Raw genomic sequence first — 13,222 nt, 5'->3', positions numbered from 1 at the left:
CCAGTCCCGCCGAGCGACCTGGTGACCGGCCAGGACGCCGTTGATCAACTCGGTGATGATCAACTCCGGCTGATCGACTTCCGGCGCGAACTGCACCAGGAGTTGGGCCTGATAGCCGCAGGACAGGTAGAAGTCGACGGCGCCGTCGAGGCTGCCCAGGCCCACTGACTTGGCGCCTCGCTGCCGCAGGACGTCCTCCGCTCGTTCGAGCAACCGTCGGCCCAGACCCTGACCGCGATACCCCTCCAGTACGGCAACCGTGCCGACCCCGTTCGCTCCGTCACAACCGACACTGCCGACGATCCACCCATCCTCGAGCGCGATCGACAAGAGGTCGGGGCTTGCCCGGAACAGGTCAAGATCACGCGAGCCGCGGCCGGACCCGAGGACCGAATCCAGTACTCGTACGGCCGCCTCGACCTCGGCCGGCGTCACCGCTCCACGTACCTCGATACTCATCTCCGGAGCGCCGCCTTTACCTCGTCGGCCAGCCGGACCGCGGCTTCGATCTCCACACGGCGGGTCGACACGCTCTCGACGTTCAGCCCGACCGGCACTTCGAGCCTCCGGCAGTACGTGAGCATGTCGAAGGCGGCCGCCCGGACATGCTCGTACGAGGCCGCGAGGGTGTCCTCGCTGCGGGTGAGATCACGCTGAATCCAGTTCGGGACCTGTACACCGAGCCAGGTTAGGAATTCCAGTGTCTTGATCGAACCGCAGACCGACAGCGTGAACGCGATCGGTCGTGGCCGGATCGCACGGGCCTCGCAAACGTCGCGGTAGTCGGAGACGAGATTCTTCGCGGCGTTCACGTCATAGAGAACCTGGCTGACGAAGAACGAACAGCCCGCCGACTGCTTCTCCAGCATCCGAAGGTGCTCGTCTCCCCTGGCCTGGTGCCGCTCCGGAATCACCACCCCGCCGATGATCAACTCCGGCCGTACCGTCTCGCGCATCGCGTACGCGGACCGCAGCGAGGTCTGGCCGATGTTGCGGCTCGACGACGATCCCACCAGCACCGAAAGGATCCTGTCGGTCGGCTGCGTCGCCAGCCAGGTCTCAAGATCGGGTTCGGCGTATTTCCCGACGGACCGATAGACGATCGCCGGCTTCTGCCAAGCACTCAGTTGATCAGCGAGGAAGTCGGCCGGATCGACGGTGGGCAGGAACGGGAACGGACGCTCGTCGGGATTGCGGTCGTTCTCGTCGGCGATGTCGTACAGCACCACGCCGTCGGGATCGACCGACCGCAGACGACTCAGGGTCGCCTCGCCGATCGCCGCCATCCGCTCGGGACTGGTCGACGCCCGCGGTGGCGTGATCGCGAACAACAGAAACTCGCGCTCACCCGTACTGATCATCCGAGCCAGATCCACAGGGCGACCGTACCGGAGCTGATCATCGATTGCCACGCGTTGATCACTCCGATGCACCGTCCACGCTCCCCCAGTTCATGATCAACTTCCGCGGCCTGGGTCGAGCACCGCTCGGTGGTGACAGAATTGACGTGGTGAAGATCAGTCAGGCCGGTGCGGACGACGTCGTGGAGTTGGCCCGGCTGCTGCACGCCAACGCCCGGCGTGACGCGCCGGATCAGGAACCGGACGACACGTTCGTCGAGGATTTCGCACAGTGGTGGGCGGCCCAGCAGCACTCCCACCTCGCGTACGTGCACGAACGGACGGGCCCGAGGTGGTCGGCATGGCCTGGGTCGCGCTGGTTCCGCGGGTTCCTCGACCAGGAAAGCTGAACCGGCTGTCCGCGGACATCCAGAGCGTCTTCGTCCGGCCGGAGCACCGCGGACAGGGCATCGGGTCGGCGCTCGTCGAGGCCGCGACCGCACACGCCCTGCGGCTCGGGGCGCTGCACGTCACGGTCCACTCGGGGCGCCGGGCCGTTCCGGTGTACGAGCGGCTGGGCTTCGTCTCGTCGCCGGAGCTGGCGGAGTTCGTCGGTGATCACTTTCCGGAGGTACGGTTCGCGGCCGACGTCGCCGGCGGCCAGGGGATGCTGGCCCGGATCCTGAGCAAGCGGCACAACATCAACTGTGAGGTGATCGATCCACGGGGTTGGGTGCTGAAGGGCGTCGCGCACCGGGCTCTCCCCTACACGGCCGACCTCGCCGACTACTACGACCTGATCATCGGACTGCACCCCGACCAGGCGCTGCGGCCGGTGGTCGAGTCGGCTGCCGCCGTTCCGGTGCTGGTCCTGCCGTGCTGCAACTTCTGGAGCCCCGGTACGAAGCTCGGCCGCGACGCGTTGCTGGCGGCGATCAGCGAGCACCACCGGGCGACGGGCGGGACGGCCGAGCCCGTCACGCTCGGCTTCGAAGGCCCGATGAACCGCGGTCTGGTCCTGCGGCCGCCGTCCCGGTGATCTAGGTTGAGTCAATGGCCTCTCGACTCCTGGCGATCAGCTTCGACGCGAACGACCCCCAGCAACTCGGCCACTTCTGGGCCGGCCTGCTCGGCCGCGCAGCGACCGCGGACTCCGACGGCGGCGTGGTCCTGGAGCCCGACGACGCCGGTCAGCCGCGGATCCGGTTCCAGCTGGCGCCGAACGAGAAGATCGGGCAGAACCGGATGCACTTCGATCTGACCAGCAGCTCGCTCGAAGATCAACAACGACAGGTCGCCCTGGCGCTGAAGCTGGGCGGGCGGCACATCGACATCGGTCAGAGTCCCGACGAACCGCACGTCGTGCTCGCCGACCCCGAGGGCAACGAGTTCTGCGTGATCGAGCCCGGCAACAACTTCCTGGCCGGTACCGGCCGGATCGGCGCGCTGGCCTGCGACGGCTCGCAACAGGTCGGCTACTTCTGGAACCGGGCGCTGGACTGGCCGCTGGTCTGGGACCAGGACGAGGAGACCGCGATCCAGTCCCCGCTGGGCGGCACCAAGATCACCTGGGGCGGCCCGCCGGTCGAGCCGCTGATCGGCAAGGGCCGGGTGCACTTCGATCTCGTACCCGATGATCAAGAAGCCGAATTGGAGCGGCTGATCATGCTCGGCGCGCAGCGCTCCGCGTTGTCTCCCGATGATCAGGACTGGGTGGTGCTGACCGACCCGGACGGCAACGAGTTCTGCCTCAGGTCTGCTGGATCCTGATCAGGTTCCCGGCGGGATCCCGGACCGCGAAGTCGCGCACGCCGTACGGCTGATCGATCGGCTCCTGGACGATCTCCGCGCCACTCGCCTCGAGCCGTTCGAACGTCGCCGCCAAGTCGGCGCTGGCCAGGTTGACCCCGAAGTAGCTGCCCTTGGCCATCAGGTCGAGCAGGGTACGGCGCTCGTCCTCGGTGACGCCGGGCAGTGCGGGCGGCTGCAGCACGATCGCGGTGTCCGGCTGATCGGCCGGCCCGACCGTGATCCAGCGCATCCCGTCGTAGCCGACGTCGTCGCGGACCTCGAAGCCGAGCGCGTCACGATAGAAGGCGAGCGAAGCGTCCGCGTCGAGGTGCGGCAGGAAACTCGAATGAATGGTGATCGTCATGCGACCACGCTAGGACGCCGTGCCCGCCGAAGCTTCTCGATTCCTGATCGGCCTGGTCACCTGCTTCGCCACGCACGCCGGCATCCCCTCGGTGGACTCCGCCGCCTCCTTCCGGTACGTGCTCGGCGGCACACCGACCAGTTCGGTGAACCGGGTGCTGAACGTACCCAGGGAAGAACAACCGACCTCGAAGCACACGTCGGTCACGCTCAGGTCGCCGCGTCGGAGCCGGGCCATCGCCCGCTCGATCCGGCGGGTCATCAGATAGGAGTACGGGGACTCGCCGTAGGCCAGCCGGAACTGCCGGCTGAGGTGCCCGGACGACATGTTGACGCCGCGGGCGAGCGCCTCGACGTCGAGCGGCTGTGCGTACTCCCGATCGATCCGGTCGCGCACCCGACGCAGCAGCGCCAGGTCGCGCAGCCGGTCCGCCTCGGCATCCTTCTTGCCCACGCGTGTGATGGTGCCATGCCGGGCGCCGACCTTCCAACCGTTCGGCGCTAGCCGGTGCGGTCGATCCCGAGGCTCGCGATCAGATCCTCGTGGAACTCGAACCAGACCCGGTGACAGGAATCGCGATCGGTACCGGCCAGCCAGGCCGGGTCGTCGTCGATCCGGAACAGTGCCGTCGCGAACCGCCGGTGGTAACCGCCGAACCGCTCCAGCACGGCCACCAGGTCCCGCTCGAACCCGGCCAGCGCCTGGGCCGCGGCACCGAGCCCGGTCACGGTTGACTCAAGATCAACTTCCTGATCGGCCATGCCGAGCGTCGCCAGCTGCCAGGCCGTGCACAACTCCCCCACCGTTCGGTTGTACGGGAGGAAGGCACGATGCACCCGGTCGACGACCGACCGCGCAGCCGCCTCGTCCAGCTCCGCGGCGAGCCGGCGCTCCCCCTCGGCCTTCCCCGACTCGGTCAGCGCCCACCCGCCGTCGCCACCGAAGGATCCGTACCCGACCCAGCCGCGAGCGGCCAGGTCGGCCAACTCCCGTTCGGTATCCGACACCGGCCGACCGAAACGAGCCGCCACCCGGTCGGCCGCTGCGTAACCCAGCAGCCGAACCGCGTGCAGCGTCAGCAGGTCCGGTGCCGTCACCGAGCCGCCGCTTCCATGATCATGATCGTGCCGGCGGTACCGTCCACCCGCGCCCGCTGCCCGTCCCGCAAGATCGACATCGCCCGGTCGGCCCCGACCACCGCCGGAATCCCGAGCTCGCGGGCGACGATCGCCGCATGGGCCAGCCGGCTGCCGACCTCGGTGATCACCGCCGCGGCCCGGCTCAGCAACGGCGTCCAGGCCGGCGACGTGGTCCGGCAGACCAGGATCTCGCCGGCGCCGAACCGGCCGAAGTCGTCCAGCGACGTGATCACCCGGATCCGTCCTTCGGCCGTCCCCGGACTCGCCGCGATCCCCGTGATGATCATGCGGCCAGCACCTGATCCAGCCGGTGCCGCGCCGAAGCGGTGAACTCCGGCTTGCCGCCGTCCGCGAGCCCGTTCGCGACGTAGTTGACCAGTTCCAGGACCTCGGCGATCCAGATCCGGTCGTCGAACCGGGCCGGCAGCTCGGTCGCGTAGGCGTGCAGGAAGGTCTCCGAGGCTGCGGGCGGATAGTCGGGCCAGACCTGCCAGCGCAGCTTGACCAGGTCCGCCAGCGGATCCCAGGCCTCGGCGATGTCGAAGTCGATCACGGCGACGACGCCGCCGTCCGGACCCGCCAGAATGTTGTCCAGGTAGAGATCCCGGTGCGTGAGCCGCGGCTGGACCACCGGCGAGACCGCCTCGGCCAAGGTGAGCACGCGGTCGAACAGTGCCCGATGATCAAGTCCGGGCAGCCCGCCGGCGGCCTCGAGCCGGCCGCTGATCTGCGGCACCCGGTACGCCACGTAATCGGCCCAACGGGCGAAGCTCGGCCGGCCGCCGAACCGGGACGCGAACCCGTCGGCGACGACCGTGTGCAGCGTGGCCACCGTCTCGCCGAGCGTCCGGAAGAACTGCCGGACCGCCTGGTCGGTGATCATGACCTCGACCGGGTGCCGGCCCTCCACATAGCGCTGCACCCGGACCGACCGTCCATCGAGCGCCGGGCACTCCGGATCGACGTGGAGCAGTTCCGGAACCGGTACGCCGGCGGCGGCCGCCGCCCGATGCGCCCCGGCCGCCATCCGCAGCTTCTCCGGGTTCAGGTGCGGCCGGGCGACCTTGATCAACATCGGCCCGTCGTCGGTCTCGAACTGCCAGTTCTCGTTGCCGTACCCCCGCGCGATTCGGGTTGGCGGTGCGGTGACCCGCACCGCGAGCGTGCGCTCGAGATGATCCCGGAGCCGGTCGCTGATCAACACGGGGCCAGCTTAGGCCGTGCCGGGAACCCGGAGGCCCTGACACGATTCCAGCGGCCAGAACTGATATAATGATGACCTGCAAAGCCTCTCGGACCGGACGGGTCGGGAGGCTTTTTCATGCCCTCACAACCTGTCCAGGGAACCTTGTTCCACTCACACCTGACCCATCCCCGCGGCGATCTGATGCTCCCGCTGAACGAACTGCGCGACGCCCATCCCGACCTCTACCGGGAGCACGCCGCGAAGTACGACCGCCGGCCGCACGGCCTGATCGAACCGGTACCGCCGCTCGGCTGCACCTGGGCCGACGTCGTGTTCCTCTCCCCCGTCCATCCGGCGCCGCTGTTCCAGGCCCTAGCCCGGTCCGGCCGCCCGGTCGGAGATCGCCCGCCGGCCACCCTCGACGCCTCACGGCTCGACCCGGACCGCTGCGTGATCAGGCTGATGCGGCACGGGCAGGACGGGCACTATCCGGATCCGCCGGACGAGCACGACTACCTGCCGTTCACCACCGCCGGCCTGCGCGCGGTCAGTCGGGTCACCCAGATCGCGCTGGACCGCCTGGAACGGCTCGGTCCGGACGACCCGTGGTTGCCCTGGGTCGACGTACCGCACATCCTGCACCGCGGCCCGATCCCGCTCGCCTGGTTCACCCCGCCCACGTCATGATCATCGGTCGTCCTCTGATCATGAGGCGGTCATGATCATCAGAGAACGGCCGGGTCGTCCTCGCCGGCACCCGGGCTGCGTCGTTCGATCAGCACGGTGTCCCGCCAGCGGCCGTGCTGCTGGGCGATCTTGATCCGGGTGCCGACCACCCGGAAACCGACCGCGGCGTGCAGCGCGAGGCTGGCCTGGTTCTCCGGGAAGATCGACGACTGGATCGTCCACACGCCGGCTTCGTCGGCCAGCTCGATCAGCCGGTCCAGCAGCCGCCGGCCGACCCCGCGGCCGCGTCCGTCCGGGTGTACGTACACGGAATGCTCGATCACCCCGGCGTAGCAGGCTCGACTGGACACCCGGGTGGCCGCGATCCAGCCGAGCACGGTGCCGTCCGGGTCGACCGCCACCTGGCTGAACTCGGGCAGCCTGCTCTCGGTGAACTCGGCCCAGGTCGGCGCGGTCGTCTCGAAGGTGGCGTCGCCCTCGTCGATGCCGAGCTGGTAGATCGCCAGCACCGGCCCGGCGTCCTCCGGCGTCATCGCCCGAACGCTGAAAGTCATGATCATGAGTGTAGGAGTGCCGCGTCGCCGAGCACCGGGGCGACCCCGCCGAACTCCGCGGTGAGCCCGAACCGATCGCCGCGGACCACGGTGTGCCGCCACTCGACCGCTCGGCCGCGCACCCGGCCCAGCCGGTGGATCGAGAAGGCGGCGGTGCCGGGCGGGCAGTGCAGGAGGGCTCGTTCGGCCGCCGTCGGTACGACAGCGTGCAGCTCCTCCCGGCCACGGTCCGGCCGGACGCCGACCCGGGCCGCCAACTCGCCGTACAGGCTGGTCTCCGAGAAGTCCGCGACCAGCAGCGGCCCCGCGAAGTCGGCCGGCAGCCAGGCCCGGTCCAGTGCCAGCGGTTCGCCGTCGGCCATCCGGACCCGCTCCAGGTAGACCAACGGCGTCGACGCCTCGAGCCCGAGCCGCTCGGCCACGACGCCGTCCGCCCGGCGGTCCAGACAGCGGACGACGCTGCGCTGGGTCAGCCCGGCCGCCCGGACCGCGGCGAACAGGCTGTAGAGCGTGCCGAGCGGCTGGTTGATCTCGGTCGGCGGCGTGACTCGCGGCTGACGGCCGCGTTCGGCGACCACCCGGCCGTCGCCGCGGAGCTGTCGCAGCGCCTGCCGGACCGTGTGCCGACTGACCCCATACTCCTCGGCCAGGGCGTGCTCGCCGGGAAAGCCGGCGCCGAACTCGTCGGCCTCGATGCGCGCGGTGAGGTCGTCCTGCAGCTGCCGCCACAACGGTGTTGCCGCCGTCCGGTCCAGACGATTCGACGCCACTGCGCCCCTCCCTTGCTCGGCGGTTACCCTACTGGGGTGAAATGTACGCACATTTCCTCGAACGGAGCGTTGAGATGACGGGCGGATTCCTGACTCGCGGCCGGGCCGTGCTCCCGGGGCTCGCCGTGGTCGGAGCCGGCTCGGTCCTGGCGTCCCTGCTGGGAGGACTGGTCCCGCTGGTCGGCGCGCCCGTCTTCGGACTCGTGATCGGGGCGCTCGCCGGCGCTGTCGTACCGCGGCTGAGATCGGCCTCCCTGACGCCCGGGTACGGTCTCGCCGGGCGCTTCCTGCTTCAGGCGGCGATCGTCGTTCTGGGCACCGGCCTGTCGCTGCGCCAGGTGATCACGGTCGGTCGAGAGTCACTGCCGGTGATGATCGGGACCTTGATCATCGCGCTTGTCGGCGGCGCGGTCCTGGGCCGGCTGTTCCGGCTGGACTCCGAGACCACGTTGTTGATCACCGTCGGGACGGCGATCTGTGGGGCGTCCGCGATCGCCGCCACGTCGGCCGTGATCAAGCCCCGGGACCGCGCGATCGGGTACGCCATCGGCACGATCTTCACCTTCAACGTCGCGGCCGTGATGATCTTCCCGCCGCTGGGTCACTTGCTCGGCCTCGATCCGGCCGCGTTCGGCCGGTGGAGCGGAACGGCGGTCAACGACACCTCCTCCGTCGTCGCGACCGCCTACGCCTTCAACCCGGCCGCAGGGCCGCAGGCGCTGGTGGTCAAGCTGGCCCGCAGCCTGATGATCATTCCGATCGTGCTCGTGATCGCCGTGATCAACTCCCGGAATCGGTCCGGCGCCGAACGGCCCACCGGGCGGCCGCAGCCGTGGCGGCTGGTGCCGCCGTTCCTGATCGGCTTCCTGGTCGCGGCCGGGCTGCAGACGCTCGGCCTGATTCCCGCCTCCTGGCAGCCGGCGCTGGCCGCGCTCGGTCTGTTCCTGATCACGGCCGCGCTGACCGGTATCGGGCTGTCCCTGCGACTGGCGGACCTGCGCCGCTCCGGCCCGAAGCCGCTGCTGCTCGGCGCCCTGCTCTGGATCGCCGTCGCCGCCGCGAGCCTCGGACTGCAGGCGGCAACTGGGCAACTCTGACTCCGGCGATCGACAAGTCGGCCTACACCCGTCGTTCCAGGAAGCGGGAACGCGCAGAGTACGAGAACATCCAAGAACGAGGGCCGCTTACCATCATGTCATGGGGCGTTCTGCGGCGGGCCATAAGATCTTTCGGCGCTGGTGGGGCTTGATTCCGCTGGCCGGGATGGTGGTCTGGATAGTCCTCGGGGGTTCCGGAATTGCCCCCTTCATCGCGGGGCCCATTCTGGTGCTGATCTGGACGCTCTTTTCCGCCCCCGCTACGTGCGCCGCGATCAACCGGCAACGCGGTGATCAGATCGAGCTCTGTCGCAACAACTCATCCGGACTGCTGCTCGGCTGCCGCATCCGCCAGCACAAATGGCAGAAGTTGAAGACGGCCTGGTGGCATGGAAATCTGCGCGAGAAGACCAAGGGGCTCTGGACCGGGGCTCCCGCCAAGTTGGCCACGGTTTCGGCGGTGGTCGGCATTCTGGCCGGGATCTTCGGGTCGGGCGCGGAGGTGATCAAGCACCTCGGCGGGTTTACCGGTTGACCCTGGGGTTCCGAAAACCGGTTGCCCCGAGCCTCCGGTGGTGTTGTACTGCCCGGGAACGATCACCCGAGGAGGGCCGAGCCATGCGGACAGCTGTCATGACCAACAGCTCTGTCAGCACGCACTCGAAGGACTTGAGGCTTGGCTCGCACACTCAACCTGGGGATCGTGGCGCATGTCGACGCCGGTAAGACCAGTCTGACCGAACGGCTGCTCTACGCGGCCGGGGTGATGGACGAACTGGGCCGGGTCGACGACGGCAGCACCCAGACCGACACTCTCGCGCTGGAACGGCGGCGCGGCATCACGATCAAGACGGCGGTCGCGTCGTTTCCGGTACGGGACGTGACGGTGAACCTGATCGACACGCCCGGACACCCCGACTTCATCGCCGAGGTCGAACGCGCTCTCGCCGTGCTCGACGGCGCGGTGCTCGTCGTCTCCGCGGTGGAAGGCGTCCAGGCGCAGACCCGGGTGCTGTTCCGCGCCCTGCGCCGGCTGGGCATCCCGACCGTGATCTTCGTGAACAAGATCGACCGGCGCGGCGCCCGGTCCGACGACCTGCTCGTCGACCTGGCCGAACGGCTGGAGACCGTGGTCGTGCCGATCACGTCGGTACGGGCACCCGGCAGCCGGCAGGCCTCCGTGCGCCGACTGCGGGACGAGGCCCCGGGCGTGCTCGACCGGCGGCTGGAACTCCTGGCCGAGCATGACGACGCACTGCTGGCGGCCTACGTCGGTCAGTCCGCGACTCCGTCGGCGGGCGCCATGCACCGCGCGCTACGGCGACAGATCCGGGCCGGCCGGGTCAGCCCGGTCTACTTCGGGTCGGCCGTGACCGGCGCCGGCGTGACGGAGCTCACCGACGGCTTGCTCCGGTTCCTGCCCTCGGGACGGCTGCAGACGCCGACCACGTCGGCCCGCGTGTTCAAGATCGACCGTGGCGCCAACGGCGAGCGGGCCGCCTACGTCCGGGTCTTCGGCGGCACGCTGCGGGTCCGTGATCACGTCCCGCTCGCCTCGGGCGGTCGGGGCCGGATCACCGGCCTGGACCTGGTCGAACGTGGCGCTCCGGCCGAGACCGGCATGCTCGGCGCCGGCCAGATCGGCCGGGTCCGCGGCCTGCCCAAGATCAGGATCGGTGACGTGATCGGCGCCGCCGACCCGTTGGCCGAGACCACCCAGTTCGCGCCGCCGACGCTGGAGACGATCATCGCGCCGGTCGACCCGACCCGACGCGGAGCCCTGTTCAGCGCGCTTTCCCAGCTCGCCGAGCAGGACCCATTGATCAATCTCCGTTCCGACGACAGTCGTCAGGAACTGTCCTTGTCGCTGTACGGTGAGGTGCAGAAGGAGGTGATCGGGGCGACGCTCGCCGACGAGTACGGCATCGACGTCGAGTTCGCCGAGACCTCGATCATCTGTGTCGAACGCCCGATCGGCACCGGGGCTGCGGTCGAGTTCAACGGCGTGGCGCCGAATCCGTTCCTCGCCACGGTCGGGCTGCGCGTCGAACCGTTGCTCGGTGAGGACAACACGTTCCGGCTGGAGGCGGAGCTGGGCTCGATGCCGCCCGCGTTCTTCAAGGCGGTCGAGGACACCGTCCAGACCGCGCTGCGGCAAGGCCTGCACGGCTGGCAAGTGCAGGGTTGCGCGGTGATCATGACCCACACCGGCTACTCGCCGCGGCAGAGTCATGCGCACCAGAAGTTCAACAAGGCGATGTCCAGCACCGCCGGCGACTTCCGCTACCTCACACCGCTGGTCCTGATGGCCGCCCTGCGCCGGGCCGGCAGTCAGGTGCTCGAACCGTTGCACCGGATGCGGCTGGAGGTGCCGGCGGACCTGGTCGAGGTCGTCCTGCCGGCGGTGGTCCGCCTGGAGGCCGTACCGCTGGGCTCTCGGCCGCACCGGCGGTCGGTGATCATCGACGGCGAACTGCCGGCGGCCCGGGTGCACGAACTGCAGCAGCGGCTCCCCGGCTGGACCCGCGGCGAGGGCGTCCTGGAGACCGAGTTCCACGGCTATCGGCCGGTCCGCGGCGTCCCGCCGCAACGGCGCCGCACCGACGGAAACCCGGTCGATCGCCGGGAATACCTGCGGGGACTGGAGAACACCGGCCGCGACGTGTTCGCCGCGATCACTGACCAGGGCGCGATCGCTGACTAGGGTGGAGCGATGACCAAGGACGGCTGGCGGGTCGATTGCTGGTTCGATCCGTCCTGCCCGCTGACCTGGTTGACGGCCCGCTGGCTGCTCCGGCTGGCCGAGCGGGAGTTGATCACCGTCGATTGGCACCTGATGAGCCTCTCGGTGCTCAACGAAGGGCGAGCGGACGACCCGGAGGGTGATCCGGACGGCTATCTCTGGGTGCCGGTACGGATCTGTGCGGCGGTGCTGGACCGGCACGGGCCGGCGGCGCTACTGCGCTTCTACCGGGCCCTGTGGGAGCGGGAGCCCGGTGTCGAGAACGACTGGCTGAACGATTTCGTCGAGGCTCTCGGCACCGCCGGGCTGCCGGCCGACCTGGTGCGGGCTGGCGAATCGGCCGCCTTCGACGCAGCGATCCGAGCTTCGCATGCTCGCGGCGTCGCGCTGGTCGGGCCGGGCCTGGGCACACCGGTGGTCCGGCTGCGCGACCGCAGCGGCGTGGACCGGGCGTTCTTCGGGCCGGTGATCACCGCGGAGGTCGGCGACGAGGACGGGCTCCGGCTCTGGCGGGCCATGATCGAACTCGCCGCGGTCACCCCGTTCACCGAGCTGAAGACGCCGGGTTTAACCTGATCGACCATGATCAACGAACCCGTGCAGCGCGACAGCTGGCTCCAGCCGTCGTCCGACTTCCCGGCCGAACCGCGCTGGGGTTTCGCCGACGGGATCCAGGTCGGCATCGCGCCGCTCGGCGGCCCGCGCGGCCTGCTCCGGATCTATGCCCCCTATCTTGATCATCCCCGGGACCGGTTGATCAACTTCATCGCGATCGAACCCATTCCGGAGGGTGCCGACCGGCGCGGCTACTCCGAGCTCGAGCCGAGCAGCCTGGATCCGGAACGGGGCAAGCGATTCTGGAGTGCACCGTCGGTCGACGCGGCGGAGATCGGCCTCGGCGACCAGCCGGTGCCGGGCGAGGTGTCCACGGTCGACGGGGTGGAACAGCTCAGCGTGGTGATCATCTCGGAACGGTTCGACAACGGCGCCGACGTGGCGGTCCGGGTCACGTTCCGCGCTGACCGGCCGCACGAGTTCGGCATCGCGGCCCATCGCCGGCCCGGCTCGGTGCCGCTGCAGGCCTGCGTCCTGACCGCGACGATGGGCAACTTCCCGCGGCTCCGGCTGCTCGACCTCGCGAACCGTACGGTCACGCCGGCCGAGTTGTGGCCGGGCTTCGACGGGACCGGCTTCGCGCCGCACGCGAAGTTCGGGCTTCCGGAACTGACCCGGGCCGAGGACGGTGCCGCCGTCGTGTCGGCCCGGCCGGACGAGGTCGATCATGGTGCGGCGCGCTACGCGGACGGGACCGCGGAGCACTGGAAGTACTACGGCCGGCGGGCCGTCCAGGCCTGGCGCGCCGCCGACCCGGACCCGGAGCTGGTCGCCTGTGTGAACGGCCGCTTCACCTACTGGGCCAGCGAATCTCCGATCCCCGGCGGCGTCTCGTACGAGAACGTCGAGCTGATCGAGCCGTTCCGCGACGGCCGCGAGTTCATCTTCTCGGTCGAGCCGCTGGGCTGAGCCACGAGACCTGGAGTGAGAATCCGC

General features: G+C 69.6%; 18 protein-coding genes. 9 read left to right on the top strand and 9 right to left on the bottom strand.

Features of this window, described 5'->3' with window-relative positions:
- Window positions 1-459: GNAT family N-acetyltransferase (locus BKA15_RS34650; RefSeq protein ID WP_179758148.1), on the bottom strand; the 459-nt coding region annotated here is incomplete at its 3' end.
- Entirely contained in the window at window positions 456-1,376 is a 921-nt protein-coding gene (locus BKA15_RS34645; protein WP_312879657.1) for a 5,10-methylenetetrahydrofolate reductase, read from the bottom strand. The genes BKA15_RS34650 and BKA15_RS34645, both read right to left, overlap by 4 nt.
- A 134-nt stretch (window positions 1,377-1,510) precedes the next feature.
- On the opposite strand from BKA15_RS34645, the gene BKA15_RS34640 reads away from it, so the two are divergent.
- The 3 genes from BKA15_RS34640 to BKA15_RS34630 are packed head-to-tail and all read left to right on the top strand — an operon-like array spanning window position 1,511 to window position 3,110.
- Window positions 1,511-1,750 carry a hypothetical protein gene (locus BKA15_RS34640; RefSeq protein ID WP_179758147.1) on the top strand — a complete coding sequence of 80 codons (240 nt, stop codon included), beginning with the start codon at window positions 1,511-1,513 and terminating at the stop codon, window positions 1,748-1,750.
- Complete coding sequence (locus BKA15_RS34635) at window positions 1,702-2,379, top strand: GNAT family N-acetyltransferase (RefSeq protein ID WP_179758146.1); 678 nt, start codon at window positions 1,702-1,704, stop codon at window positions 2,377-2,379. The genes BKA15_RS34640 and BKA15_RS34635 overlap by 49 nt, the downstream gene beginning before the upstream one ends.
- Window positions 2,380-2,393: 14 nt before the next feature.
- A complete protein-coding gene (locus BKA15_RS34630) occupies window positions 2,394-3,110 on the top strand; it encodes a VOC family protein (RefSeq protein WP_179758145.1) in 717 nt (238 codons plus the stop codon).
- On the opposite strand, the gene BKA15_RS34625 is transcribed toward BKA15_RS34630, so the two are convergent.
- The 5 genes from BKA15_RS34625 to BKA15_RS34605 are packed head-to-tail and all read right to left on the bottom strand — an operon-like array spanning window position 3,091 to window position 5,838.
- A complete protein-coding gene (locus BKA15_RS34625; protein WP_179758144.1) occupies window positions 3,091-3,495 on the bottom strand; it encodes a VOC family protein in 405 nt (134 codons plus the stop codon). The two genes, BKA15_RS34630 and BKA15_RS34625, sit on opposite strands and share 20 nt — an antisense overlap.
- A gap of 9 nt (window positions 3,496-3,504) precedes the next feature.
- Window positions 3,505-3,948, bottom strand: a complete 444-nt coding sequence (locus BKA15_RS34620) for a helix-turn-helix transcriptional regulator (RefSeq protein ID WP_179758143.1) — start codon at window positions 3,946-3,948, stop codon at window positions 3,505-3,507.
- A gap of 47 nt (window positions 3,949-3,995) precedes the next feature.
- Window positions 3,996-4,592 (bottom strand): hypothetical protein, encoded by a 597-nt coding sequence (locus BKA15_RS34615; RefSeq protein WP_179758142.1) that lies wholly within the window; start codon window positions 4,590-4,592, stop codon window positions 3,996-3,998.
- Window positions 4,589-4,921, bottom strand: a complete 333-nt coding sequence (locus BKA15_RS34610; RefSeq protein ID WP_179758141.1) for a PEP-utilizing enzyme — start codon at window positions 4,919-4,921, stop codon at window positions 4,589-4,591. Before BKA15_RS34610 ends, BKA15_RS34615 begins: the two co-directional genes overlap by 4 nt.
- Window positions 4,918-5,838, bottom strand: a complete 921-nt coding sequence (locus BKA15_RS34605) for a phosphotransferase family protein (RefSeq protein ID WP_179758140.1) — start codon at window positions 5,836-5,838, stop codon at window positions 4,918-4,920. The genes BKA15_RS34610 and BKA15_RS34605 overlap by 4 nt, the downstream gene beginning before the upstream one ends.
- Window positions 5,839-5,955: 117 nt before the next feature.
- Here BKA15_RS34605 and BKA15_RS34600 point away from each other — a divergent pair, with 117 nt between their 5' ends.
- Window positions 5,956-6,507, top strand: a complete 552-nt coding sequence (locus BKA15_RS34600) for a hypothetical protein (RefSeq protein WP_179758139.1) — start codon at window positions 5,956-5,958, stop codon at window positions 6,505-6,507.
- A 38-nt stretch (window positions 6,508-6,545) separates the two neighbouring features.
- On the opposite strand, the gene BKA15_RS34595 is transcribed toward BKA15_RS34600, so the two are convergent.
- A complete protein-coding gene (locus BKA15_RS34595; RefSeq protein ID WP_179758138.1) occupies window positions 6,546-7,061 on the bottom strand; it encodes a GNAT family N-acetyltransferase in 516 nt (171 codons plus the stop codon).
- A gap of 2 nt (window positions 7,062-7,063) precedes the next feature.
- Window positions 7,064-7,831 (bottom strand): GntR family transcriptional regulator, encoded by a 768-nt coding sequence (locus tag BKA15_RS34590; protein WP_179758137.1) that lies wholly within the window; start codon window positions 7,829-7,831, stop codon window positions 7,064-7,066.
- A gap of 74 nt (window positions 7,832-7,905) precedes the next feature.
- Between BKA15_RS34590 and BKA15_RS34585 the strand changes: the two genes are divergently transcribed.
- The 5 genes from BKA15_RS34585 to BKA15_RS34565 all read left to right on the top strand — a co-directional run bounded on the left by BKA15_RS34585 (window position 7,906) and on the right by BKA15_RS34565 (window position 13,195).
- Entirely contained in the window at window positions 7,906-8,928 is a 1,023-nt protein-coding gene (locus BKA15_RS34585; RefSeq protein WP_179758136.1) for a YeiH family protein, read from the top strand.
- A gap of 100 nt (window positions 8,929-9,028) precedes the next feature.
- Complete coding sequence (locus tag BKA15_RS34580) at window positions 9,029-9,463, top strand: hypothetical protein (protein ID WP_179758135.1); 435 nt, start codon at window positions 9,029-9,031, stop codon at window positions 9,461-9,463.
- 141 nt (window positions 9,464-9,604) lie between these two features.
- On the top strand, window positions 9,605-11,632 hold the full coding sequence (locus tag BKA15_RS34575) for an elongation factor G (protein ID WP_179758134.1): 2,028 nt from the start codon (window positions 9,605-9,607) through the stop codon (window positions 11,630-11,632).
- A 9-nt stretch (window positions 11,633-11,641) separates the two neighbouring features.
- Complete coding sequence (locus tag BKA15_RS34570) at window positions 11,642-12,247, top strand: mycothiol-dependent nitroreductase Rv2466c family protein (protein WP_179758133.1); 606 nt, start codon at window positions 11,642-11,644, stop codon at window positions 12,245-12,247.
- Window positions 12,248-12,253: 6 nt separating this feature from the next.
- On the top strand, window positions 12,254-13,195 hold the full coding sequence (locus BKA15_RS34565; protein WP_179758132.1) for a hypothetical protein: 942 nt from the start codon (window positions 12,254-12,256) through the stop codon (window positions 13,193-13,195).
- Window positions 13,196-13,222 lie beyond the last annotated feature (27 nt).

This window comes from Microlunatus parietis (assembly GCF_013407955.1).
GTDB classification, from domain to species: domain Bacteria; phylum Actinomycetota; class Actinomycetes; order Propionibacteriales; family Propionibacteriaceae; genus Microlunatus; species Microlunatus parietis.
This window is presented reverse-complemented; position numbering and strand designations above follow the sequence as displayed.